This window comes from Mycobacterium sp. IDUB_19 (genome assembly GCF_055419445.1).
In genome coordinates this window covers 17,561-40,885 of record NZ_JBVAXR010000008.1, presented here as the reverse complement: position 1 = coordinate 40,885, position 23,325 = coordinate 17,561, and the positions used below count along the sequence as shown (strand labels likewise).

Sequence of the window (23,325 nt, the reverse complement as noted above, 5' to 3'; positions counted from 1 at the left end):
CCGAGACAAGGCGGCGACGCGGCGTCAGGCCTCCTCGTCCCAGATTTTCATCAGTGTGGACAGGATCTCCTCGCCGCGGCCCAAGCCGGCCAGATGACTTTCGCCCGGCAGGACGAACAGCTCGGCGTCCGGCAGCAGCGACACGACGTGCTGGCCATGGGCGAACGGAACAATGTGGTCGCTGTCGCCGTGCCACCAGCGGACCGGCACTTTGACCTCGTCGAGCCGGAATCCCCAGTCGCGGGTGAACAGGATGACGTCGTTGAAGGGGGCCGCCAGCTGCTTGCGGCTACCGTTGAGCAGGTCATCGAGGAACATGGCCCCGAACTCGGGCCGGGTGAGCAGGCGCCGGTCGGCTTCGGGCGATACCGCGGCGTACAGATTCAGCGCGGTGTTCGCGACCGGACGGATGGCCCGAACCATCAGGCTGGCGCCGATCCGCAGCGGATCTCCGCCCAGCCGCAGCAGCGGCGCCACCCGCTTGCCCAGATTCATCAGTCCGCTGGTGATCCCTTCGTCACCGATGAACGGCGCGACACCCCCGAGCACGCCGGCCACCACGACGCGATCGGCCAGAACCGCGGCGGCGGCTAGTGCGTACGGACCGCCCCCGGACAAGCCGATGACGGCCATCTTGTCGATACCGAGAATGTCCGCGATTGTCCGCAGGTCGTCGGCGAAGGCCCGGATGTTCTGGTACCGGTGGGGTGTCGACGAACCGATCCCGGGGCGGTCCAGGCCGATCAGCCGGATGCCGTGTTCTTCGGCGTAGACGCGGGCCTCGGTGGGAATCTGGCGGCGGGCGCCGGGAGTGCCGTGCAGCCAGAACACCGCCCGCCCCTGCGGGTCACCGAATTCGGCGAACCCGACTTGGCGGTCGTCGCCGACCGCGACGTTTCCTTCTAGCTTGGGACGGGCGATGTCGAAGGCCATGTCAGCAGCTTGGCATGTGACGTGCCGTTTACGAAATGCTCACCGGCCCGGGCGGCCTAGGCGTTCAGCGCCGGTATCGAGTGTGCGGCCATGGCGGACTCATGCGGCGTGTCGCCGCCCTGGGCGCACAGTCACGATGATTTCCAGGCCGAGGCCGCGCACTCGTCGCGCTAGGCGTTCAGCACCCGCTCACCGATCACCCGCTGGTCACGCAGTGTCGCGAGCTCCTCATCGGAAAAACCTAGACCGCGCAGGATCTCGTCATTGTGCTGCCCGAGCGTGGGCGGGGCCGTGCGGTGGTGACGGTCCGGCCCGGGGATGATGCGCAACGGCCAGCCCGGATACCGGTGCGGGCCGGTGATCGGATGATCGAACTCTTCGTAGTATCCGCGCGCGTCGAGCTGGCCTCCGATGAATTCCGGGTCATACATCTGCTCGCCGGTGATCACCTGCTCGGCCGGAATGCCCTGTGCCCTAAGAGTTTCGACGACGACACCAGGCTGCTGGGTGCGGGTCCAGCCGGCGACCAGCTCGTCGAAGACGTCGTGGTCGAGTGACCCGTCGTCGGGTACCGACAGCGCCACCCAGGAATCCTCTTCAATGGTCGTGTAGACGCCCTGTAGGTAGCCGCGCTGGCGGTTGCCTTGCCGCGATGCGACCACACCGTTCATCGAATACTCGATCAGCGGTTCGGCGCTCACGCACGCGGCGACTTCGATCTGGGCGACCTCGACCAGCTGCCCGACACCGGTTCGGCTGCGGTATTCGAGCGCGGCCAGCAGCGCGACGGTGGCGTGCACGCCGACGATCGGGTCGGCGGGCCCCTGCGGGTTGCACGGCGGCCCGTCGGAGTAGCCGGTCACCGCCGACATTCCCGACGTCTGCTCGAAGTTCAGCGCCCAGCCGACGTAGTCGCGCCACGGGCCCGCCAGCCCGTACCCGGGCATCCGAACGACGATCACGTCGGGGTTCAGCGCTGTCAGCGAGTCGTAGTCGAGACCGAAGTTTTCGACGACCCGCGGCGAGAAGTTCTCCACCACGACGTCGGCCTGCGCGGCGAGCCGGCGCGCGATGTCGAGGCCGCGCTGCGCGGTCAGGTCGAGCGTGAGGTCGCGCTTGTTGAGGTTGGTGCCCTGCCAGATCGGGCTGCGCTCATACCAGTCGTCACCCTCGTAGGCGAAAGCCCCCGAATAACGCAGCCCGTCGGGCCGCTGGATCGACTCGACCTTGACGATGTCGGCGCCGAACGCACCCAGATAGCAGGTCAAATACGCTCCCGCCCAAAACGTAGTCAGATCCAGCACATTCAAGCCGGCAAAGGGCAGCGCCCCCGTTGCCGGCGACAGGGATTGGCCGGCGCTGGACCACGGCTCGGGTCGCATTCCCAAGCGGGGCGCCGGGCCGGGTTGCGCCACAGGGGTTTTCGCGAACCTGAACGGCGGCCCCGGGCGTTGAAACGACCCGGTTTCGACAAAGAACCCGCGCTCGGCATACTGCGGGCAGTCCAGCACGGTGGCTCCGTCGTTGACCGGGGCAGCCGGAATGCGCAGCGCCTGGCCCAGTTCGACGATCTCCGCGACGGTTTGGCCGGCGAGCATCGGTTCGGCCTTGGCGAAGAATTCCGCACGCTCCGGACCGCCCATCATGATCGCGATCTGGTGCTCGCCGTACTCCGGCAATCCGAGCATCGCGCAGACGTCGAGCCAGTGCTGACCGGTCAGGCAGTTGATTCCCACCCAGCCGTCGGCGGCCCGCACCACGCCCAGCATCGGCGCCGACCGCAGGTTGGCGGGCAGGCCGAGACGTCGCATCCGCTGTGCCATCAGCATCGGATACGGCAGCGTCGACACCAACGCCTCCAGCTCCGAGACGTCGACCTCGCGGACCCGGCCCGCGTGCTGCAGCCGCAGCGCGGTCAGTGCGCCCAGCGCCGCGTAGGCCCCCGCGACGTACTCGGAGATCCGGCCGCCGACCTGCACCGGTGGGCGGTCGGGATCCCTGCTACTGATCCAGCCCGATGCGGCCTGCAGGGTCAGCGGCGTCATCGGCCGATCCCGCATCGGCCCCGCCTGACCACAGTGAGAAATACGGAGCACCACCAGGTTTGGGTTGAGCTGCTGCAGCGCGTCGACGCCGAGTCCCCACCCTTCCAGTGTTCCGGGCGCGAAGTTCTCCACCAGCAGGTGCGCGTGGGCGATCAGGTCGCGGGCGGCCGCCACGTCCTTCGGCTGGGCGAGGTCGAGGGTGGCCCCGCTTTTGCCCGCGTTGAGGTACTCGAACAAGCCGCCGCATTGTCGGTCGGCATCCCCGGACGGGAACGGGCCCCAGCGGCGCAGCGGATCCCCGGCGGGCGGCTCGATCTTGCTGACCTCGGCGCCTAGGTCCACGAAAAGCTTTGCGGCGTAAGGACCCGCAATCTGGTTGGCGATTTCGACGACGTGGAGCCCCGCGAGGGGTCCCGTCACGCGGGAACCCCGATGGCCATCGGTTCCATGTACTGATGTATGCCGCCGATGCCGCCGCCCTCACGGCCCAGCCCACTGAGTTTGAAGCCACCGAACGGCGCGCCACCCGGACTGATGCCGTTGACCGCGATCTGGCCGGAACGGATGCGGCGCGCGACGCGCACGGCGCGGTCCACGTCGCCGCCCCACACCGCACCGGAAAGCCCGTACTGCGAGTTGTTCGCGATCGCGACGGCGTCGTCGTCGTCGCGATAGCGCAGCACCGTCAACACCGGACCGAACACTTCTTCCTGGGCGATAGCCGAATCCGGTTGCACATCAGTAAGAATCGTCGGTTCGAAGTAGAAGCCGGCATCAAGGCCGGCCGGGCGACGGCCACCGGTCGCCAGTTTCGCTCCATCGCCCAGCGCCCGGGAGACGTGGTCCTCGACGCGGTTGCGCTGCGCCCAACTGATCAGCGGTCCCATCTGCACGTCCGGGTCGGTGGGGTCGCCGACCTTGACCTTGCGGGCCAGGGCCACCAGCCGGTCGACGACGTCGTCGTGCAGCGAGTCGGGAAGCAGCAGCCGGCTGTGCAGGATGCACGCCTGACCAGCGTGCAACGAGCAGCAGTCGAACAGCATCTTTTCCAGCATTTCGTCGGTGACTTGCGCGTCGTCCAGGACGATGCTTGCCGACTTGCCACCCAACTCCAGCAGGATCCGCTTCATCGTGTCGCCGGCGGCGGACATGACCTGGCGACCGACGACCGAGCTGCCGGTGAAGCTCACCATGTCGATACGCGGATCGGTGGTCAGCAGCTTGGCCGCCTCGACGCCCGACGGCGTGACCACGTTGACCACCCCGGGCGGGATGTCGGTGTGCTCGTCGATGAGTCGCGCCAGCGCCAAACCGGCCAGCGGTGTCAACGGCGAGGGCTTGAGCACGACGGTATTGCCGGCCGCCAGAGCATGATTCAGCTTCATCACGTTCAGACAGTGCGGGAAGTTCCATGGCGTCAGCACCGACACCACACCCAGCGGGGCGTACCGCAGCAACGTGGTTCCGGCGCTGATGCCGGTGACCTCTTGGTCGGTGAGCTGGGTAGCGAGCTGGGCGGCATGCATGGACATGAACCCGGCGCCGTCGATCTGCATCATGCGCTCGTTGGCAATGCAGCCCCATTCCACCTGGGACAGCGCGAAGAACTCGTCGGCGTGCTTGGTCAGCGCCTCGCCCAACTGGTTAAGACACCCGGCGCGCTGCTCGGCGCTCATCGTGCCCCACGGCCCGCTGTCGAAGGCGCGGCGTGCGGCCGCGATCGCGTCGCCGACTTGGGCGACGCTCGCGTCGGGAGCGGTGGCGATGGTCTGCTCACTGGCCGGGGAGATGTCGTCGTAGCGACCGTCGTCCGGCTCGACCCATTTGCCGTCGATGTAGAGCTGGTAAGTGTCGACAAGGGTTCCCGGAGTTTGTAGCTCGGTCATCTTCATCCTCACCCGAAAGTCGGTCATCTAAACACCTGGTGTACACCCCTGTCCTTGTGGCGTCAATCACTAATTGCCTGAATTCTGCACTATTGCAGCGTGTTGCAGATGTATTGACAGGGTTGGGTAGCCCGGAGTAGACACAACATCGCAGGACACATTGCGGCAATCTGTCGGATAGCGATCTTGCCGGAGCTCTAGGGAGGCTTGTCCGTGCAGACCATTTTTCCCCTGCACTCCCCCGACTTCTACGCGGGCGATCCCTACCCGGCGTACCGGGAGCTGCGCGCGAGCGCGCCGGTGTGCTGGAACGACGTCACCAACTTCTGGGCATTGCTGAAGTACGAGGACGTCCGCTTCGTGTCGAGCAACCCGGCCCTGTTCACCTCCACCCAGGGCATCACCATCCCGGACCCGGCGCTGCCGAATCCGGTACAGGAGGGCAACCTCATCTTCAGCGACCCGCCTCGGCACCGGCAGATGCGCAAGCTGATCAACTCGGGCTTCACCAAGCGGCGGGTGGCCCTGCTGGAACCGAAAATCCGTGAGATCGTGCGCGGAATCCTCGGCGGAATCGAGCCCGGCTCGGTGCTCGAGTTCGCCGAGGAGATCGCCGCGCCGCTGCCCACCCGCATGATCGCCGAACTGATCGGCGCCCCGCCCGACGACTGGGAGCAATTCCGGGCCTGGTCGGATGCGGCCACCGGGAACGCCGACCCCGAGATCGAGCTCGACTCACTTGTCGCGATGGGTCAGCTCTTCGAGTACTTCCAGAAGTTGATCGCCGCCCGCCGGGTCGAACCGCGCGATGACCTGCTGTCGGTATTAGCCGAAGCCGAGATCGACGAACATCGCCTCACCGACGAAGACTTACTCAACTTCGCGTTCCTGCTACTGGTGGCCGGCAACGAAACCACCCGGAACCTGATCGCGCTGGGCACGCTGGCCCTGATCGCGCACCCCGATCAATGCCGGCTACTGGTAGAGGATCCCACCCGGATTCCGCTCGCCGTCGAGGAGATGTTGCGGTGGAATAGCCCGGTGGTGCACATGGCACGCACCGCCACGGCCAATGTCGAGATTCGCGGTCAGCTGATCCGCGAGGGTGAGGTGGTCGTGATGCTGTACGGATCAGCCAACCGCGACGAAGACATATTCGGGCCAGACTCCGAGGAATTCAAGGTGACCCGCCACCCCAACCCGCACATCGCGTTCGGGTGCGGCGAACACTCCTGCGTCGGAGCGCAATTGGCGCGCCTGGAGGCGACGGTGATGTTTGACGAGCTGCTGCGCCGCTTTCCCAACCTGGAGCTGGTCGGCCAGGTGGACCGGATGCGGGCCACGATGGTGCCCGGGGTGAAGCGCATGCCGGTGCGGCTAGGGGTTTGAGCCGATGCATCTCGAGTACTCCCCCGAGCAGGAGCAGCTGCGCGCCGAGATCCGCACCACGCTGCAACAGGTGATGACCCCCGAGCGCACCGACGCGATCAAGGACCGTGTCGAGGGCGGCCCGGAGGTCCGCGAATGCGTCCGCGCCCTCGCTGCGGCCGATCTGCTCGGCGTCGGGTGGCCCAAAGAGTATGGTGGACGGGGCTTCTCGGCAATAGAGCAATTCATCTTCTCGGAGGAGGCGCGCCGGGTCGACGCTCCGATCCCGCTGGTGACACTCAACACGGTCGGGCCGACCCTGATGCAGTGCGGCACCGAGGAGCAGAAGCAGCAGTTTCTGCCGTCGATTCTCGACGGCAGTGTCGAGTTCGCGATCGGCTATTCCGAGCCCGGCGCCGGAAGCGACTTGGCGTCGGTACGCACGACCGCGGTGCGCGACGGCGACGACTACGTGATCAACGGGCAGAAGATGTTCACCAGCGGCGCCGCGTACGCCGACTACATCTGGCTCGCCGCACGCACCGATCCGAATGCCAAGAAACACAAGGGGATTTCCATCCTCATCGTGCCCACCTCATCGCCCGGCTTCTCCTGGCAGCCGCTGCACACCATGCCGGGCATCTCCACCTTCTACACGTTCTACGACGACGTCCGAGTCCCGGCGAGCGCGCTGGTGGGCGGCGAGAACCAAGGCTGGCAGCTGATCACCACGCAGTTGAACTTCGAGCGCGCGGCGCTGGGCAATCTCGGCGCGCTCGAGCCGCTGTTCGAAAAGACGCTGGACTGGGCACGTAGCACCCCGCTCGACGATGGGCGTGTCATCGACCAGCCGTGGGTTCAGCAGACGCTGGCCCGGGTCGAAGCTCAGGTCGCCGCGTGCAAGCTGGTCAATATGCGGGTCAACGCGGCGATGACCAAGGGCGTGCTCAACATGGGCGAAGCTTCGGCCGCGAAGGTGTTTGGGACCGAGCTCACCCAGCAGGTCGCCCGTCAATTGCTGGAAGTGCTCGACCACAACGGATTACGCCGGGGCAACGGCGCACCACTGCGTGGGGCACTGGAATCCGCGTACCGGTTTGCGGTCATCAATACGTTCGGCGGCGGCGCCAACGAAATTCAGCGTGACATCATCGCCATGGCGGGATTGGGCATGCCGCGAGCACCTCGTGACCTTCGGGCTCCAAACGATGGTCAAGACAAGTCAGGAGGATCCAGCAAGTGACCGACCAAGATACCGAGTTCCGCGCCAAGTTGCGGGGGCTCGTGGACCAGCCCACCGGCGGCAGCGGAAAGCCAACGGTGGCACCGGATCCGGTGAACCAACCGATGATCCGGCATTGGGCTTACGCGCTCGACGACATGAATCCGGTGTACCTCGATCCGGAGTTCGCGGCCGCGTCGCGGTTCGGCGGCATCGTGTCACCGCCGGTCATGCTGCAAACCTGGACCATGCCGTCGCCGAAGCTGGAGGGCATCCGAGAGCGCGGCGGCGCACCGATGGAGATCAAGGACAACCCGACGGCGTTCCTCGACGAAGCCGGATACAGCAGCACGGTGGCCACCAACTCGGAATTCGAGATCGAACGCTATCCCCGGCTTGGCGACGTGATCAGCGCGACCTCGGTGTTCGAGGAAGTCTCCGAGGAGAAGAAGACGGCGAAGGGATCCGGCTTCTTTTTGACCTGGGTGATCACCTACACCGACCAGGATGGTGAAGTGCTGGGCCGCCAGCGATTCCGGGTGCTGCGCTTCAAGCCGGAGAACTCATGACCGCCCGACTGGCACCGGCGATCAGTCCGGACACCGAGTTCTTCTGGAACGGGCTGCGCGAGCACAAGCTGTTGATCCAGCGCTGCAAGGGATGCGGAACGTTGCGCAATCCGGCGCGGCCGATGTGCCCCAACTGCCGCTCCCTGGACTGGGAGGCCATCGAATCCTCGGGCCGCGGCACCGTCTACAGCTACGTGATGCCGCACGAGCCCAAGTTCCCGTTCTTTGAGTATCCCTACATCGTGGTGCTGGTGGAGCTCGCCGAAGGAGTGCGGCTGGTGTCGAACCTGTGCGAGATCGATCCGGCGGACGTCACGGTCGGGATGCCGGTCGAGGTTTTCTACCAGGCCTTCGATGACGACCTTGTGCTGCACCAGTTCCGGCCGAGCACCTAGGTAAAGCCTCATGGACTTCACCTTCACCGAAGAACAAGAGACCATCAGCAAGCTGGCCCGCGATCTCTTTGAGCGCCGCGCCACCCCTGAGCGACTCACCGAACTCGAAGCCGGCGAAACCCGTCACGACGCCGCACTCTGGAACGAACTCGCGGCCGCCGACCTGCTCGGCACCGGGTTGCCGGAATCGTTGGGCGGCAACGGCGGCGGCTTCATGGAACTCTGCGTGCTGCTGGCCGAGGTGGGGCGGAGCGTGGCACCGGTGCCGGCCTACGCAACCTTGGTGCTGGGCGCGGATCCGATCGCCCGCCACGGTAGTCGCGAGCTTCAGCAACAGTTCCTGCCGGGCGTCATCTCCGGAACCCGGATCCTGACCGCGGGGCTGCAAGAGCCCGGTCGCTCCGACCCGACAAGCCCCGCCACCAAAGCCAGTCGCGACGGCCAGAACTGGCGACTCGACGGCGTCAAGGAGCTGGTGCCGGCCGCCCAGCTCGCCGATACCATCGTGGTACCCGCCAGCACCGACGACGGGAAGGCGAGCCTGTTCCTGCTGCCCTGCGAAGCCCCCGGCGTCGAGATCCGACCGGTGGCGACCACCAATCGTGACCCGCATGCCGATATATTTCTCGATGGTGCAACCGTTTCCGCATCCGATCGGCTCGACGGCCCGGTCGAATCGCTCTACACCCGCGCGTTGATCGGGCTGTGCGCCATCCAGCTCGGCGTCGCGGAGCGGGCGTTGCAGATCGCCGCGGAATACACCAGCGGGCGTGAGCAATTCGGACGTCCGATCGGCAGCTTCCAGGCCGTGCAGCAGCGGCTGGCCGACGCCTTCATCGACGTCGAAGCGATCCGATGGACCACCTGGCATGCGGCCTGGCTGATCGCCAACGGACGCCCCTTGAAACAGGCACGCCGGGCCGCGCGCATCGCGAAGTTCTGGGCCGCCGATGCCGGCGCTCGCGTCGCGTCGGCCACTCAGCAAGTTCACGGCGGCATCGGGATCGACGTCACCTATCCCCTGCACCGCTATTTCCTCTGGGCCAAGCACAACGAGCTCACCCTTGGCTCCGCCACCGCGCAGCTGGCCAATATCGGCAGCACATATCAAGAAGGAAACCGATGACGACGACCGGCAACCGCACCACCACCTTGAAGTGGGCCGACATCAACGTCGGCGACGAGGTGACCACGCTCGAAATCCCGATCACCACAACGATGATCGTTGCCGGCGCGATCGCTTCGCGTGACTTCATGCCGGTGCACCACGACCACGAATACGCCAAGAAGCAGGGCTCGCCCAACCTGTTCATGAACATCCTGACCACCAACGGGTATTGCGTTCGCTTCCTCACCGACTGGGCGGGCCCCGAAGCGATGGTCAAGAATCTCTCGATTCGCCTTGGCGTTCCGTGCTTCCCCGACGACCCGCTGCGCTTCACCGGCAGCGTGACCGGCAAGACGGAAGGGACGGCGGGCGAGAACTTCGTCGAGGTCACCTTCAAGGGCTCCAACAGTCTTGGCGATCATGTCTCCGGCACCGCGATCCTCAGCCTGCTCGACGGAGCCCTCGAGGGGGACCAAGCATGAGCTCACTGCCCGGCAGCTGCGCGATCGCCGGGATCGGCCAGACCGAGTTCTCCAAGGAATCCGGGCGCAGCGAACTGCAATTGGCGTGCGAGGCGGTCAGCGCCGCGCTCGATGATGCGGGCCTGGCGCCCAGCGACGTCGACGGCATGGTCACCTTCACGATGGACTCGAGCGACGAGATCGACATCGCCCGCAATGTCGGCATCGGCGACCTCAGCTTCTTCTCCCGGGTGCATCACGGCGGCGGCGCGGCAGCCGGCACGGTCGTGCACGCGGCGATGGCCGTCGCGACCGGCGTCGCCGATGTGGTGGTGTGCTGGCGCGCTTTCAACGAACGCTCCGGCTTCCGGTTCGGCGGCAGCGGGCGCAACATGGCGGAAACCCCGCTGTTCATGGCGCACTACGCGCCATTCGGATTGCTCACTCCCGCAGCGTGGGTCGCGATGCATGCCCAGCGCTACATGTCGACCTACGGAGTCACCAACGAAGACTTCGGCCGCATCGCCGTCGTCGACCGCAAACATGCCGCCACCAACCCCGACGCGTGGTTCTACCAACGGCCGATCACGCTGGAAGACCACCAGAATTCCCGCTGGATCGTCGAACCCGTACTGCGACTGCTGGATTGCTGTCAGGAAAGCGACGGCGGAGTCGCCCTGGTGGTGACCAGCGCCGAACGTGCCCGCGACCTGAAGCAGCCGCCGGCGATCATCAGCGCCGCCGCGCAGGGCGCGGCGGCCAACGGCGAAATGATGACCAGCTACTACCGCGACGACATCACCGGGCTCCCGGAGATGGGCGTGGTCGCCGACCGGCTGTGGCGTGACTCGGGTCTCAAACCCCAAGACATCCAAACCGCCTTCATCTACGACCATTTCACGCCCTTCGTGTTCACCCAGCTCGAAGAACTCGGGTTCTGCGGACGCGGCGAGGCAAAAGACTTCGCCACCGTCGAGCGGCTGTCGCTGGGCGGGGAATTCCCGATCAACACCAATGGCGGGCTGCTCGGCGAGGCCTACATCCACGGGATGAACGGCATCACCGAAGGCGTGCGCCAGATTCGCGGAACGTCGTACAACCAGGTCGACAACGTCGAGCACGTGTTGGTCACCTCCGGCACCGGAGTGCCCACCAGCGGCTTGATTCTCGCGCCGGCCGGGTAAGCGCGCCGGAGAGGGGAGGGCACCATGCCAAAGCTCGCACTGTTGACCGCAGTCGGTGGGCCGATCGAGCTTGCCGAGTTTCCACTGTCGGCACCGGCGCCGGGAACCGCCGCGCTGAAACTGCGGATGGCCGGGATCTGCGGATCTGACCTACACATCTACCGCGGCGAGTTGCCGTTGCCGTGTCCGTATGCCATGGGCCACGAGATGGTCGGCGAGATCGCCGAGCTCGGCGAAGGACTGACCAGCGACGCGACCGGTAAGCCGCTCGCCGTCGGCGATCGCATTGTGGCGCCGTATTTTTGGTTCTGCGGCGAATGTCATGCCTGCGCACGCGGCCGGTCCCACGCGTGCCAGAACCTGATGGCCGGTGAATACCGCACCCACGAGCAGGCACCGCACTTCGTCGGCGCCTACGGCGAGTACTACTACACCAGCCGCCGGCAACCGCTGTACAAGGTGCCCGAGGACCTTGTCGACGAGGCCGTCGCGCCGCTCAATTGCGCGCTGGCCCAGGTGTTGTTCGCGCTACGCGACGTGCGGATGGGCGACACCGTCGTCATCCAGGGTGCGGGTGGGCTGGGCATCAACGCCGCTGCCGTCGCGCGTACCGCGGGCGCCTCCGCGGTCATCGTCATCGACAAGATCGCTGAACGCCTCGATGTGGCAGCTGATTTCGGCGCCACACATTGCATCGACGCGAGTGATATCTCGACCGTCGAAGTCGCCGAGGGGGTCCGGGCACTCACCGACGGCGTCGGAGCCGACTGGGTGCTCGAGGTCGTCGGTGTGCCGGGCGTCATTCCCGACGGTGTCACATTCCTGAACAACGGCGGCACGCTGCTCGAGGTCGGCAATGTCGGGATGGGACGAACCTTCGAGCTCGACCCGAGCGCGCTGGTCTACGGCAACAAGTCGATCCGGGGCGTGATGTTGTACGACCCTGTCACGCTGGCAATCGGTCTGTCCTTCTTGCAGCACAGCAGTTTTCCGTTCAGCCGGCTGATGCCCAAGCCGTTTCATCTGACCGATATCAACGATGCGTTCGCCTCGGCGGACGCCGGCCTGGTTCCCCGGGGGGCGTTGGTCCCATGACACAGGCTTCCGCGTTGACGCAGACAACCGATACCCGCGACCTCATCGTCGACTCCGCATTCTCGTGTTTCGGCAAGCAGGGTTTGCACAAAGCGACGATCGTCGACATCGCCAAACGGGCCGGGGTGTCGCGTAGCACCATCTACGAGTACTTCAGCGACAAGGCCGCCATCGTGGAGGCATGCGCCGAGCACGCCTCGGAGCGGTTCTATCGCGAGATGACGAAGGCGATGGACCGGGGTGGCAACCTCGAGGACAAGCTGTGTTCGGCGGCGGTGTTCGTGACGCAGGCGCGCCGGGTCATCTCCTCGGAGAAGTACTTTGACGAAGACGCGGTCAGCCTGCTGCTGACCAAGGACGCGGCCGTGCTGCTTCGTGAATGCGTCGACTTCCTCGCGCCCTATCTGTCCGCGGCCAGGCTGACCGGCGAGGTCCGCAAAGATCTCGACATCGAAGCCGCGGGCGAATGGTTCGCGCGGATCCTGTTCTCGCTGTTCAGCACTCCGTCGCCGATCCGGGATATGGACAATCCCGACGTCGTCACCGAGTTCGTCTGCGCGCACGTGGTGCGCGGGTTCGCCAGCGAGCGCCCGCGACCGCGACGGGCTCAGTAGCGCTGCGCCCGGCGCCACGGCCCCGCGCCCCGCGCCCCGCGCCCCGCGCCCCGCGCCCCGGCGTCGAGTGTGCAGTCAGGGCGGGATTTGTCCGGCCAGGCCGCCTTGAGCGCACACTCAAAGCCCGGACCGCACACTCAATGGCCGCGTTGCGCCAGTGCCCGCAAGAAGAACGTCAGGTTGGCGGGGCGTTCGGCCAGCCTGCGCATGAAGTATCCGTACCACTGCGTGCCGAAGGGCACATACGTCCGCACTTGATTGCCGGCATCGGCCAGTCGGCGCTGTTCGTCGTCGCGGATGCCGTACAGCATCTGATATTCGAAACCGCTGGTGCCACGGTCTGATTCGCTGAGCATCGCCGGCACCGCCTCGATGATCGCAGGGTCGTGCGAGGCCACCATCGGATAACCCGACCCGGCCATCAACACCCGCAGGCAGGCCAGATACGAGTCGGTGACCTCGTCGCGGTCCCGGTGGGCCACCGATGCCGGCTCGTCGTACGCGCCCTTGCACAGCCGGATCCGGGCCCCAGCGGCGGCGAATTCCGCGCAATCGCCTAACGTACGCTTCAGGTAGGCCTGTAAAACCGTTCCCAGCCAAGGAAATTCGGCACGCAGGTCACGCACGATGGACAGCGTCGAATCGGTCGTGGTGTGGTTCTCGGCGTCCACCGTCACCCACACGCCGGCCCGCCCGGCGGCATCGCAGATCGACCACGCGTTCTCCCGGGCGATCTTTTCGCCGTCGCGCCGCAGCGATTGCCCGAGCGCGGACAGCTTGACCGAGACCTCCAGCGGCCGGACGCCGTCACCGGCACGCTCGCCGAGGCGGCCCAGGTTCTCGATCAGGTCCAGGTAGGTCCGCACGGCCGCATCGGCGCCGTCGGTATCGCAGACGTCCTCGCCCAGGTAGTCGATGCTGACCAGGCGGCTCGACGCACGCAGGGCGGCAACGCTATTCAGCGCGGAGCCGATCGTCTCGCCGGGGACGAAGCGGTGCACCACCTTACGGGTGACCGGCAGCCCTTCGGCGGCGCGACGCAATCCGTGACGCCGGCTGGCGGCCATGATGGCCGGCCGTAGCGTGTTGGCGAATACGCCGGCCATCAGTCGGACTCCATGTGCGGGTAGGTGTGCTGCGTGGCCGGGACGAACGTCTCCTTGATGGTCCGTGCCGACGTCCAGCGCAACAGATTCAGCACCGAACCGGCCTTGTCGTTGGTCCCCGAGCCGCGGGAACCCCCGAACGGCTGGCGCCCGACGACGGCCCCGGTCGGCTTGTCGTTGACGTAGAAGTTCCCGGCCGCGAACCGCAACCGGTCCTGCGCGGTGAGCACGGCTTGGCGGTCGTCGGCGATCACCGCGCCGGTCAGCGCGTAACGCGACCCGGTGTCGATCACATCGAGGATGCGCTCGTAGGAATCGTCGGGGTAGACGTGCACCGACAGCAGCGGGCCGAAGTACTCGGTCGCGAAAGATTCGTCGGTCGGGTCGTCGGACAGCAGCACGGTCGGGCGGACGAAATAGCCCACGCTGTCGTCGTATTCGCCACCCACCGCGATGGTGACACCGGCCGCGCCCTTGGCCCGCTCGATGGCATTGACGTTCTTGCTGAATGCCCGCCGGTCGATCAGTGCGCCGCCGTAGTTCGTCAGGTCGGTGATGTCGCCGTAGCTCAATGAAGCCGTGGCGGCCAGGAAGTCGTCACCCATGTGCTGCCACACCGAATGTGGGATGAATGCCCGCGACGCCGCCGAGCACTTCTGGCCCTGGTAGTCGAAAGCCCCGCGAATCAGCGCCGTGCACAACACATCCGGGCGTGCCGAGGCGTGTGCGACCACAAAGTCCTTACCGCCGGTCTCACCGACCAGACGCGGATAGCTTTGGTAGTGGCTGATGTTGGTGCCCACCTGCTGCCACAGGCGCTGGAAGGTGGCCGTCGATCCGGTGAAGTGGATGCCGGCCAGCCGTGGATCGGTCAGTGCGACATCGGAAACCGCGAGGCCGTCGCCGGTGACCAGGTTGATCACCCCGGGCGGCAGTCCGGCGGCCTCGAGCAGCCGCATGGTCAGATATGCCGACAGCGTCTGGGTGATCGACGGCTTCCACACCACGGTGTTTCCCATCAGCGCGGGCGCCGTCGGCAGGTTGCCGGCGATCGAGGTGAAGTTGAACGGCGTGATCGCGTAGACGAAACCATCCAGCGGGCGGTACTCGCTGCGGTTCCACTCCCCCGGACCGCTGACCGGCTGTTGCGCCATGATCTGACGGGCGAAGGCCACATTGAACCGCCAGAAATCGATTTGCTCGCAAGGAGAATCGATCTCGGCCTGGTAGACGGACTTGGATTGGCCAAGCATCGTCGCGGCGGCGATCTTCTCCCGCCACGGACCCGCCAGTAGGTCGGCGGCCCGCAGGAACACCGCGGCGCGCTCGTCGAAAGGCATTGCCGCCCAGTCGTTCTTCGCGGCCGTCGCGGCCTCGATAGCTGCCGTCGCGTCGGCGTGCCCGGCGTTGGTCAGGGTGCCCAGCGTGGCGGCGTGCCGATGCGGTTGGACGACGTCGATACGCTCACCGTCGCCCATCCGGTGTTTACCGCCGATGACGTGCGGGAGTTCCATCGGATGGTCGGCCAGCTCGGCGAGTTCGGCACGCAGGCGGGCGCGTTCCGGCGCGTGCGGGGCGTAGTCGTGGACCGGCTCGTTGACCGGTGTTGGCACCTGGGTGATCGCGTCCATGGTGTCAGGATCCTCGGCGCGGCCGTACATACTGTTAGCTGATTGGACAAGATCAGGCGAACTTGGTAGTAAAATCGGACAACATGCGGGTGCCTGGGGTCGGACTGGGCCAGCTGCTGCTCGCGCTGGATGCGACGCTGGTCAGCCTGGTGGACGCCCCGCGCGGCCTGGACCTGCCGGTGGGGTCGGCGGCGCTGATCGATTCCGACGACGTCCGCCTGGGCCTGGCGGCGGCCGCCGGGTCGGCCGACGTGTTCTTCCTGCTCGGCGTCGACGACGACGAGGCGCTGCGATGGATCGACAAGCAGGCACGCGAGCGCGCCCCGGTGGCGATCTTCGCCAAGGAGCCGTCGCCCACACTGGTGACCAAAGCCGTCGCGGTCGGGTCGGCGGTGGTGGCCGTCGAGCCACAGGCCCGCTGGGAGCGGATCTACCAGTTGGTCAACCACGTCTTGGAGCATCACGGCGATCGCGCCGATCCGATGGACGACTCCGGCACCGATCTGTTCGGCTTGGCGCAGTCGCTGGCCGACCGCATCCACGGCATGGTCAGCATCGAAAACGCGCAGTCGCACGTGCTCGCCTACTCGGCCTCCAACGACGAAGCCGACGAGCTGCGCCGGCTTTCCATCCTGGGCCGGGCCGGGCCGCCCGAGCATCTGGAGTGGATCGGCCAATGGGGCATCTTCGACGCATTGCGGGCCAGCGGCGAGGTGGTCCGCGTGGACGAGCGTCCGGAGCTGGGCCTGCGTCCGCGGTTGGCGATCGGCATCTATCAGCCGCCGGCCGGGCCGCGGCGACCTCGGGTGTTCGCCGGCACCATCTGGGTGCAGCAGGGCTCGGCACCGCTGGCCGACGACGCCGAGGAGATATTGCGCGGTGCGGCGGTGCTGGCCGCCCGGATCATGTTCCGGCTGGCGGCCCGGCCGTCGACGCAGGCGCGGCGCGTGCAACAACTGCTCGGCCTCACCGACGGCGAACCGGGCGACGTGGCGGGCATCGCGCGCGAGCTGGGCCTGGCCGCCGACGGTACCGCCGCGTTGATCGCCTGGGATACGACGGACACCGGGTCCCGTCACCCAAGGCTGACGGACGTGTTGGCGTTGAGCGCCAGCGCTTTTCGCCGCGATGCACAGGTCGCGTCGGATGGCTCGCGCATCTATGTGTTGCTGCCCCAGACCTCGGCGGCCCGCTCGGTCACCTCGTGGGTCCGCGGCACGATCAGCGCATTGCGCACCGAACTCGGAGTCGGGCTGCGGGCGGCCATCGCGGCGCCGGTCGCCGGTTTGGCCGGCGTCGCTGCCGCGCGCAGCGAGGTCGACCGCGTGCTCGATAGTGCCGAGCGACATCCGATTTCGATCGGGCAAGTGACCTCGTTGGACGAGGCACGAACCACCGTCCTGCTCGACGAGGTCGTCACGATGGTGGGATCCGACGAGCGGTTGGTTGATCCGCGAATACGCGACCTGCGGGCGCAGGACCCGGTGCTGGCGCAGACTCTTCGGGTCTACCTGGACAGCTTCGGCGACATCGCGGCGGCCGCGCAGTGGTTGCGGGTGCATCCCAACACGGTCCGCTATCGGGTGCGCCGGATCGAGAAGCTGCTGTCCACCTCACTGGGCGATCCCGAAGTGCGGCTGCTGTTCTCCCTGGGTCTGCGGGTGCTGGAGCGTCGGGCTTGAGTGCGGCGGCGATGGGGAGTCTAAAGGCATTCTGGGCGCCACTGCCGTTGGCTGCCCAGGCACCGCACCCTGACCCGGCAAGAAAAATCTGGCAGCGCGGGTTAGCGTAGTGCTACAACTGCTGTCCCTGCCCTAACCAGCAGCGACAGAGTGCCGTCGTCTTCCAGAGAACAGGAATCCCAACATGAAGACGAGAGTATTGATGGCCACGGTCGGTGCTGCAGCGACAGCCCTGGCCGTTATGTGGACCGCACCATCGGCCTCGGCTGGCACCGACTTTTGCAATACGCTTCCCAAGCCCCAGCAAGTTCGCGAGTGCAACTGCGGCTTCGACTTCGCCCCGGGTAGTCCGGAGCTTCAGGATTGCATGGCGGGAAAAGCGGTTGCACCACCTCCCACGCAACCCTAGGTAGGCCGCCGCGGGAGTCGACAGCAAGCGAAGCGCTGAGGCACAACGACTGCCGCTCCGGCAACCAGACCGGATCGCGACGACCTCCAGGCAACCAACGAACTGCCCGCAGAATCGAACTGGGGGGCTACTACCGATCTATTGCTGGTTGATATCACGCTTGCGGGACCAGGCCCGGTAAGCGAGGTAGGCCATCAACACGGCGAGGCCTCCGGTACTGATCAGGCCCAGCATCGTGCCGTGGGTGCATGCATTCAACACAAACAGGGCCAGGAACAGCACGGCCATCCCCGTGTAGAACGCTGGGCCGTACAAGAAGTTGGTCTTCACGCGCGCGTCCTCATCCACTGCTGTTGTCGGGCATCAAGGTAGGCATTTGTCGGCCGCGTCCATGCCGTCAGCGACCGCCGCCGTACCGAGAGCGATTTGACCGATCGCGGCGGGGATCCCGACGCCGGTCGCGCCTTCTGGAGCTGCGGTCAGGATCGCAATCATGCCACCCGGCGGCTCCAGGATGGCCTTCGTCATGTCGTATGGGCTGCAGGGAGGCTTAACGGCTCCAGCAGCACCGGCCGGACCGGCGGCAACAGCGGTTGGCGCTGGCGCGGGCTTCACACCTGGGATGTTAGGCGGCGGTGGGGCCGGGGGCAGGTTCTGCGGTGTGAGTAATCCGCCGGTCGGATCAAGGGGACGCGGGGGTTCCGGGGGTGCGGACGCGGCGACCTGCGGTGGCACCGGGAAGGGTCCGATCTGCGGTGTGGGGGACGGCGGGTCAGCCGGTTGGTTCGCGTCAACCAATCGAATGTGAGGCCCACTCGGGTTGGGCCCGTTGACGATCTGGCCATCCGGTGACCCCAAGCCAACTTGACCGCCCGCGCCGCCCGATACTCCCGGAAAGTTCAGGCTGCCGACATTGCCGGCCGCTGCGGTGAGTTGTCCCGACGTGTCGGTTTCGACGGCCAGCAGTTGCGCGGCGCGTTGGTTGATGTCACCGGCGAATGCTTGCGCTTGAGCTTGACGAGCGGCTTGCTCTGCGACTGTTCGACTGGTGCGGGTGTCGGTGACCGACAGGTCCTCACCAACCTGGAAGCCTTCCTTCTCGGCGTCTTCGACGGCATACAGCGCTCGTCGCTGCGCCGCGCTGATGTTGCCGGCCCCGGTGCGCGCAACCTGGGCGGCGTTTCGTAGTTGGTCGGCTCTGGTGCTCACCGTGGCCAGGTCGCCACCGGCTCGGCTACGCACTGCCTCGCCGCCTTGGCCGTCCCACCCCATCGTGTTGGACTGGTTGCGAACCTGGGTGAATGAGTCTTCCCAGCGGTTGGCCGTATTCGTCCAGGAGGTGGCGGCGTTGATCAAATGGTCGGTGTCCCACGCCTGCAGTTGCGAAAGTGTCGGCGCCATCGTCACACCATCACGACCGGCGGTGCGACAGCTGCGAGTTGGCCCTGCCCGCGGGCATCTTGGTTTGCGTAGCCAGCAGCGGCCGACGTGACTGTGGTCGCGGTCTCTTGAATGCGGGCCGCGCACGCTGCCGCGCCCACCCCGATTGCCGCGTCGATCGCGCTGATCGCCGCCGTGGTCGGTTGAAACGGTTGCCCCGGTGAAGGCGCCGCGCTGGTAAGCCCGGCGCTCAAGCCTTGCCATTGAGTGGCTGCCTGTAGGAGCTGGTCGGAGGGCACCTTTAGTTCGTTCGTCCCCATGCGCCGAAGTTTAGGGCGAGTTGCGGGCAGGCCGGTAGTCACCTTTGCGCGGCGGCACCTCGAGACGGCACCCACCGCATCAACACCGAACGCGCACTCAACGACCTGCACGTCGCCGAGCGCAATCAGCCGCCTTAGTTATGCTCAGCGTGAACGTAAATCTGCGTGTTGCAGCGGATTTCCGTCCGGCTAGGCTTTGCTGGTGGCAGTAAATCCGTCGTCCTACTTGGTGCTGGCTTCCCAGCGCAGCGGCAGCACGCTGCTCGTCGAATCGTTGCGCGCGACCGGCGTGGCCGGCGAGCCCCAGGAGTTCTTCCAGTATCTGCCGACCACCAGCCAGTCCCCGCAGCCGCGCGAGTGGTTCACCGGCATCGACGACGAGTCGATTTTGAGCCTGCTCGATCCGCTGGACGAAGGAAAGCCGGACCTCGCGCCCGCCGAGATCTGGCGCGACTACATCCGCACCGTCGGCAGAACACCGAACGGTATCTGGGGCGGCAAGCTGATGTGGAACCAGACGCCGCTGCTGCTGGAGCGCGCCGACAGTCTGCCGAATCGGTCGGGCGATGGCCTGTTGTCCGCGATCCGCGATGTCGTCGGTGAGGACCCACTCCTCGTCTATGTCTATCGGCCCGATGTGGTCTCGCAGGCGGTGTCGTTCTGGCGCGCGGTGCAGACCCGGGTCTGGCGCGGGCGGCCCGACCCGGTCCGCGATGCGCGCGCCACCTATCACGCGGGCGCCATCGCGCACGTCATCACGATGCTGCGCGCCCAGGAACAAGGCTGGCGAAACTGGTTTGCCGAAGAAGACGTCAAGCCGATGGAAATTCCGTATCCGGTGTTGTGGCGCAACCTCACTCAGGTGGTGGGCACCATCCTCGAGGCATTGGGCCTCGACCCACAGCTGGCGCCCCGACCGGTGCTGGAGCGCCAAGCCGACCAACGTTCCGACGACTGGGTGGACCGGTACCGGGCGGAAGCCGAAAGAGAGGGGCTACCGACATGACCACCACGACCGAAACCCGCGTGGACGAATTGCGGCTGCTGGAAGCAGAAGCGGTGCACATCATCCGCGAGGTCGTCGCCGAACTCGAGCGGCCGGTCCTGCTGTTTTCGGCCGGCAAGGACTCGATCGTGCTAATCCGTCTGGCGGAGAAGGCATTTCGGCCACTGCCGCTGCCGTTCCCGGTGATGCACGTCGACACCGGTCACAACTTCGGCGAGGTCATCGAATTTCGCGACCGCAGAGTCACCGGCCACGGGCACAAGTTGATCGTCGCGTCGGTTCAGGAGTCCATCGACAATGGCCGGGTCCCCGATCCCGGACCCGGCGCGTCGCGCAACCGGGCGCAAACGCGCACCCTCCTCGACGCGTTGGAGGCCGGTGAATTCGACGCGGCCTTCGGTGGCGCCCGCCGCGACGAGGAGCGGGCCCGCGCCAAGGAACGCATCCTGAGCTTCCGCGACGAGTTCGGTCAGTGGGATCCACGCGCACAACGCCCAGAGCCCTGGTCGCTGTACAACGGCCGGATCAAGAAGGGCGAGCAGGTGCGGGTGTTCCCGCTGAGTAACTGGACCGAACTGGATGTCTGGCGCTACATCGAGCTGGAAGACCTTGAGATACCGACGATTTACTACGCACACGAACGCGAGGTGTTCGAGCGCGACGGCATTCTGCTGGCGGTGTCGGAGTACGCCAATCCCCACGGCAGCGAAACATCGGCCGTCGAGTGGGTGCGCTACCGCACCGTCGGCGACCTGACCATCACCGGCGCGGTGCGTTCGCGGGCCACCGACATCGCCGGGGTGATCACCGAGATCTCAGCCGCGACAGTGTCCGAGCGCGGCGAAACGCGAGCTGACGACCGCACGTCGGCCGCCGCAATGGAAGACCGCAAGCGAGAGGGCTACTTCTGATGACGGCCACCGAGGACACCGCAAAGACCTTGCCCGCCAAGGGCATTACCCGCCAGCTGCTGCGCATCGCCACCGCGGGTTCGGTCGACGACGGTAAGAGCACCCTGATCGGGCGCCTGCTGCACGACACCGACAGCCTGCCGCTGGATCACCTGGAAGCCGTGACCGACGAGGAAGGCATCGCCGACCTCGCGGCGCTGTCGGACGGTTTGCGCGCCGAACGCGAACAGGGCATCACGATCGACGTCGCCTACCGGTTCTTCTCCACCGCCGCCCGAAGCTACATCCTGGCCGATACTCCCGGCCACGAGCGCTACACCCGCAACATGTTCACCGGCGCCTCCAACGCCCACGTGGCCATCCTGCTGGTCGACGCGCGCGCCGGAGTGCTCAGGCAGACCCGCCGGCACGCCCGAATCGCAAAGCTGTTGGGCATCAAGCACTTTGTTGCGACCGTCAACAAGATCGACCTGATCGACTTCGACCAGTCCGGGTTCGCCGACGTGGAGGACCAGCTGCGGCAATTGGCGGCACGGCTGGGCGAGGTCGACATCACGGTGATCCCGATCGCCGCCAAGCACGGCGACAACGTCGTGCACCGCTCCGACCGCACGCCCTGGTACAGCGGCCCGACTCTGCTCGAGTACCTGGAGAGCATCGAACTGGCCGCGCCGAACGCCGAGCCGTCGCGGCTGCGCCTACCCGTGCAATGGGTTTCGCGGCCCACCGCCGACGTGCGGCGCCGCTACACCGGACGGCTCGCGGCGGGAACGCTGTCCGTCGGCGACCCGGTGATCTCGCTGCCCGCCGGCACCCGATCGACGGTAACCGCGCTGGACACCCTGGACGATGAGCGCACCACAGGTGTTGCCCCGCTGTCGGTTTCGATCGAGCTGTCCGACGACATCGACGTGGGCCGCGGCGACGTACTGGTCAGCGGGGCCGACGACGCCGTCCTGCCGGTACCCGCCCGGGAACTCGACGCGACCGTGTGCTGGTTCGTCGACACTCCGCTGCGGGCCGGTGACCGGCTGGCCCTCAAGCAGACCAGCAAGACCGTTCGGGCCACCGTGCAGGCGCTGCACTCGCGGCTGGATCCCGAGACGCTCGACGAGCTCGATCAGCCAGTTGAGTTGGTGCTCAACGACATCGGCACCGTAACCCTGCGCACCAGCTCAGTCGTGATCGCCGACAGCTACACCGACAACCGCGACAGCGGTGCTTTCATCCTGATCGACGAGACCACCAACGACACCGTCGGTGCCGGCACCATCATCGAGGCCCGAGAGGTCAAGCCCGGCACCCACCCGCGCACCGACATCCGCTGGCATCCCTCGGCACTGGACCGTGGCCATCGGTGGCACGCCACCGGACAGGCCGGGGCAACAATCTGGTTCACCGGCCTGCCCGCATCCGGCAAGTCGACGGTCGCGGTGGCCGTGGAGCGGGCACTCGTCGAATCCGGACGGGTGGCCTACCTGTTGGACGGCGACAACCTGCGCCATGGCCTGTCGGACGATTTGGGCTTCTCCCCCGGCGATCGCACCGAAAATATCAGGCGCGTCGGCCATTTGACTCGACTGCTGGCCGACGCGGGCGTGGTCGCACTGGCCTCGCTGGTGTCGCCACTCAAGTCGGACCGCGAGACCGCCCGAGCACTCAACGCTGCCGCCAAGCTGCCTTTCATCGAGGTGCACGTCGCCACCTCACTGGCCGAATGCGAAAGACGGGATCCCAAAGGCCTTTACGCACGTGCGCGCAGAGGTGAACTCAAGGGCCTGACCGGTGTCGACGCGCCTTACGAACCACCGGAAAACCCGGACCTCGTGCTCGACACCTCCGTCGCCAACATCGACGATCTCGCCGCTGCGGTCATCGCGCTACTCGACGAGCGCAGCCCACAACGGCCCGCTACCTAGATTCAGCGCGATCTAATCACTTGGTCTGCGGCGCCGCGCAGGCAAATATGCGTGCGTGAGTGATTGGCGCGAGCGGGTCGG

General features: G+C 66.4%; 21 protein-coding genes. 13 read left to right on the top strand and 8 right to left on the bottom strand.

Annotated features, from left to right (window positions below; translation table 11 throughout):
- Nucleotides 1-24: 24 nt before the first annotated feature.
- The 3 genes from ACZY0B_RS09145 to ACZY0B_RS09135 all read right to left on the bottom strand — a co-directional run bounded on the left by ACZY0B_RS09145 (nt 25) and on the right by ACZY0B_RS09135 (nt 4,864).
- On the bottom strand, nt 25-933 hold the full coding sequence (locus ACZY0B_RS09145; RefSeq protein WP_463763775.1) for an alpha/beta fold hydrolase: 909 nt from the start codon (nt 931-933) through the stop codon (nt 25-27).
- 170 nt (nt 934-1,103) lie between these two features.
- Nucleotides 1,104-3,398: a CaiB/BaiF CoA transferase family protein gene (locus tag ACZY0B_RS09140; RefSeq protein WP_463763774.1), complete on the bottom strand. Its 2,295-nt coding sequence runs from the start codon at nt 3,396-3,398 to the stop codon at nt 1,104-1,106.
- Entirely contained in the window at nt 3,395-4,864 is a 1,470-nt protein-coding gene (locus ACZY0B_RS09135; protein WP_463763881.1) for an aldehyde dehydrogenase family protein, read from the bottom strand. The genes ACZY0B_RS09140 and ACZY0B_RS09135 overlap by 4 nt, the downstream gene beginning before the upstream one ends.
- A gap of 213 nt (nt 4,865-5,077) precedes the next feature.
- Here ACZY0B_RS09135 and ACZY0B_RS09130 point away from each other — a divergent pair, with 213 nt between their 5' ends.
- The 9 genes from ACZY0B_RS09130 to ACZY0B_RS09090 are packed head-to-tail and all read left to right on the top strand — an operon-like array spanning nt 5,078 to nt 12,880.
- Nucleotides 5,078-6,253, top strand: a complete 1,176-nt coding sequence (locus ACZY0B_RS09130) for a cytochrome P450 (protein ID WP_463763773.1) — start codon at nt 5,078-5,080, stop codon at nt 6,251-6,253.
- A 4-nt stretch (nt 6,254-6,257) separates the two neighbouring features.
- A complete protein-coding gene (locus ACZY0B_RS09125) occupies nt 6,258-7,475 on the top strand; it encodes an acyl-CoA dehydrogenase family protein (RefSeq protein WP_463763772.1) in 1,218 nt (405 codons plus the stop codon).
- Nucleotides 7,472-8,023 (top strand): MaoC family dehydratase, encoded by a 552-nt coding sequence (locus ACZY0B_RS09120; RefSeq protein WP_463763771.1) that lies wholly within the window; start codon nt 7,472-7,474, stop codon nt 8,021-8,023. The genes ACZY0B_RS09125 and ACZY0B_RS09120 overlap by 4 nt, the downstream gene beginning before the upstream one ends.
- Nucleotides 8,020-8,418: a Zn-ribbon domain-containing OB-fold protein gene (locus ACZY0B_RS09115; RefSeq protein ID WP_463763770.1), complete on the top strand. Its 399-nt coding sequence runs from the start codon at nt 8,020-8,022 to the stop codon at nt 8,416-8,418. The genes ACZY0B_RS09120 and ACZY0B_RS09115 overlap by 4 nt, the downstream gene beginning before the upstream one ends.
- A 10-nt stretch (nt 8,419-8,428) precedes the next feature.
- On the top strand, nt 8,429-9,544 hold the full coding sequence (locus ACZY0B_RS09110) for an acyl-CoA dehydrogenase family protein (protein WP_463763769.1): 1,116 nt from the start codon (nt 8,429-8,431) through the stop codon (nt 9,542-9,544).
- On the top strand, nt 9,541-10,008 hold the full coding sequence (locus tag ACZY0B_RS09105) for a MaoC family dehydratase (protein WP_463763768.1): 468 nt from the start codon (nt 9,541-9,543) through the stop codon (nt 10,006-10,008). Before ACZY0B_RS09110 ends, ACZY0B_RS09105 begins: the two co-directional genes overlap by 4 nt.
- Nucleotides 10,005-11,171, top strand: a complete 1,167-nt coding sequence (locus ACZY0B_RS09100) for a lipid-transfer protein (RefSeq protein ID WP_463763767.1) — start codon at nt 10,005-10,007, stop codon at nt 11,169-11,171. The genes ACZY0B_RS09105 and ACZY0B_RS09100 overlap by 4 nt, the downstream gene beginning before the upstream one ends.
- Before the next feature lie 24 nt (nt 11,172-11,195).
- Entirely contained in the window at nt 11,196-12,266 is a 1,071-nt protein-coding gene (locus ACZY0B_RS09095; RefSeq protein ID WP_463763766.1) for a zinc-binding dehydrogenase, read from the top strand.
- Complete coding sequence (locus ACZY0B_RS09090; protein WP_463763765.1) at nt 12,263-12,880, top strand: TetR/AcrR family transcriptional regulator; 618 nt, start codon at nt 12,263-12,265, stop codon at nt 12,878-12,880. The genes ACZY0B_RS09095 and ACZY0B_RS09090 overlap by 4 nt, the downstream gene beginning before the upstream one ends.
- 137 nt (nt 12,881-13,017) lie before the next feature.
- Here ACZY0B_RS09090 and ACZY0B_RS09085 read toward each other — a convergent pair whose 3' ends face one another.
- Nucleotides 13,018-13,986: a proline dehydrogenase family protein gene (locus ACZY0B_RS09085; RefSeq protein WP_463763764.1), complete on the bottom strand. Its 969-nt coding sequence runs from the start codon at nt 13,984-13,986 to the stop codon at nt 13,018-13,020.
- The gene (pruA, locus tag ACZY0B_RS09080) at nt 13,986-15,617 is read right to left on the bottom strand and encodes an L-glutamate gamma-semialdehyde dehydrogenase (RefSeq protein WP_463763763.1); all 1,632 of its coding nucleotides are present in this window, start codon (nt 15,615-15,617) and stop codon (nt 13,986-13,988) included. Before pruA ends, ACZY0B_RS09085 begins: the two co-directional genes overlap by 1 nt.
- An 83-nt stretch (nt 15,618-15,700) precedes the next feature.
- On the opposite strand from pruA, the gene ACZY0B_RS09075 reads away from it, so the two are divergent.
- A complete protein-coding gene (locus ACZY0B_RS09075; RefSeq protein ID WP_463763762.1) occupies nt 15,701-17,299 on the top strand; it encodes a PucR family transcriptional regulator in 1,599 nt (532 codons plus the stop codon).
- 547 nt (nt 17,300-17,846) lie between these two features.
- Here the strand turns inward: ACZY0B_RS09075 and ACZY0B_RS09070 are convergent.
- The 3 genes from ACZY0B_RS09070 to ACZY0B_RS09060 are packed head-to-tail and all read right to left on the bottom strand — an operon-like array spanning nt 17,847 to nt 19,408.
- Nucleotides 17,847-18,038, bottom strand: coding sequence for a hypothetical protein (locus ACZY0B_RS09070; RefSeq protein ID WP_463763761.1), 192 nt, complete (start codon nt 18,036-18,038; stop codon nt 17,847-17,849).
- Between the two features lie 33 nt (nt 18,039-18,071).
- On the bottom strand, nt 18,072-19,109 hold the full coding sequence (locus ACZY0B_RS09065; protein ID WP_463763760.1) for a hypothetical protein: 1,038 nt from the start codon (nt 19,107-19,109) through the stop codon (nt 18,072-18,074).
- A 2-nt stretch (nt 19,110-19,111) separates the two neighbouring features.
- Nucleotides 19,112-19,408, bottom strand: coding sequence for a hypothetical protein (locus ACZY0B_RS09060; RefSeq protein ID WP_463763759.1), 297 nt, complete (start codon nt 19,406-19,408; stop codon nt 19,112-19,114).
- A 202-nt stretch (nt 19,409-19,610) separates the two neighbouring features.
- Between ACZY0B_RS09060 and stf0 the strand changes: the two genes are divergently transcribed.
- From stf0 to cysC, 3 genes are read left to right on the top strand one after another with little or no spacing between them, the layout of a single operon-like run.
- A complete protein-coding gene (stf0, locus tag ACZY0B_RS09055; RefSeq protein WP_463763758.1) occupies nt 19,611-20,414 on the top strand; it encodes a trehalose 2-sulfotransferase in 804 nt (267 codons plus the stop codon).
- Nucleotides 20,411-21,325 carry a sulfate adenylyltransferase subunit CysD gene (gene cysD, locus ACZY0B_RS09050; protein WP_463763757.1) on the top strand — a complete coding sequence of 305 codons (915 nt, stop codon included), beginning with the start codon at nt 20,411-20,413 and terminating at the stop codon, nt 21,323-21,325. The genes stf0 and cysD overlap by 4 nt, the downstream gene beginning before the upstream one ends.
- Nucleotides 21,325-23,244, top strand: a complete 1,920-nt coding sequence (cysC, locus tag ACZY0B_RS09045; protein WP_463763756.1) for an adenylyl-sulfate kinase — start codon at nt 21,325-21,327, stop codon at nt 23,242-23,244. The genes cysD and cysC overlap by 1 nt, the downstream gene beginning before the upstream one ends.
- The last annotated feature ends 81 nt before the right edge of the window (nt 23,245-23,325 follow it).

What these genes read in the sequence shown, in the direction of transcription:
- ACZY0B_RS09060 (WP_463763759.1), bottom strand. Translation starts at nt 19,408, where the DNA reads ATGGGGACGAACGAACTAAAGGTGCCCTCCGACCAGCTCCTACAGGCA.
- ACZY0B_RS09125 (WP_463763772.1), top strand. Translation starts at nt 6,258, where the DNA reads ATGCATCTCGAGTACTCCCCCGAGCAGGAGCAGCTGCGCGCCGAGATC.
- ACZY0B_RS09085 (WP_463763764.1), bottom strand. Translation starts at nt 13,986, where the DNA reads ATGGCCGGCGTATTCGCCAACACGCTACGGCCGGCCATCATGGCCGCC.
- cysD (WP_463763757.1), top strand. Translation starts at nt 20,411, where the DNA reads ATGACCACCACGACCGAAACCCGCGTGGACGAATTGCGGCTGCTGGAA.
- ACZY0B_RS09090 (WP_463763765.1), top strand. Translation starts at nt 12,263, where the DNA reads ATGACACAGGCTTCCGCGTTGACGCAGACAACCGATACCCGCGACCTC.
- ACZY0B_RS09100 (WP_463763767.1), top strand. Translation starts at nt 10,005, where the DNA reads ATGAGCTCACTGCCCGGCAGCTGCGCGATCGCCGGGATCGGCCAGACC.
- ACZY0B_RS09095 (WP_463763766.1), top strand. Translation starts at nt 11,196, where the DNA reads ATGCCAAAGCTCGCACTGTTGACCGCAGTCGGTGGGCCGATCGAGCTT.
- ACZY0B_RS09075 (WP_463763762.1), top strand. Translation starts at nt 15,701, where the DNA reads ATGCGGGTGCCTGGGGTCGGACTGGGCCAGCTGCTGCTCGCGCTGGAT.
- ACZY0B_RS09145 (WP_463763775.1), bottom strand. Translation starts at nt 933, where the DNA reads ATGGCCTTCGACATCGCCCGTCCCAAGCTAGAAGGAAACGTCGCGGTC.
- ACZY0B_RS09135 (WP_463763881.1), bottom strand. Translation starts at nt 4,864, where the DNA reads ATGACCGAGCTACAAACTCCGGGAACCCTTGTCGACACTTACCAGCTC.
- ACZY0B_RS09105 (WP_463763768.1), top strand. Translation starts at nt 9,541, where the DNA reads ATGACGACGACCGGCAACCGCACCACCACCTTGAAGTGGGCCGACATC.
- ACZY0B_RS09065 (WP_463763760.1), bottom strand. Translation starts at nt 19,109, where the DNA reads ATGGCGCCGACACTTTCGCAACTGCAGGCGTGGGACACCGACCATTTG.
- cysC (WP_463763756.1), top strand. Translation starts at nt 21,325, where the DNA reads ATGACGGCCACCGAGGACACCGCAAAGACCTTGCCCGCCAAGGGCATT.
- pruA (WP_463763763.1), bottom strand. Translation starts at nt 15,617, where the DNA reads ATGGACGCGATCACCCAGGTGCCAACACCGGTCAACGAGCCGGTCCAC.
- ACZY0B_RS09115 (WP_463763770.1), top strand. Translation starts at nt 8,020, where the DNA reads ATGACCGCCCGACTGGCACCGGCGATCAGTCCGGACACCGAGTTCTTC.
- ACZY0B_RS09110 (WP_463763769.1), top strand. Translation starts at nt 8,429, where the DNA reads ATGGACTTCACCTTCACCGAAGAACAAGAGACCATCAGCAAGCTGGCC.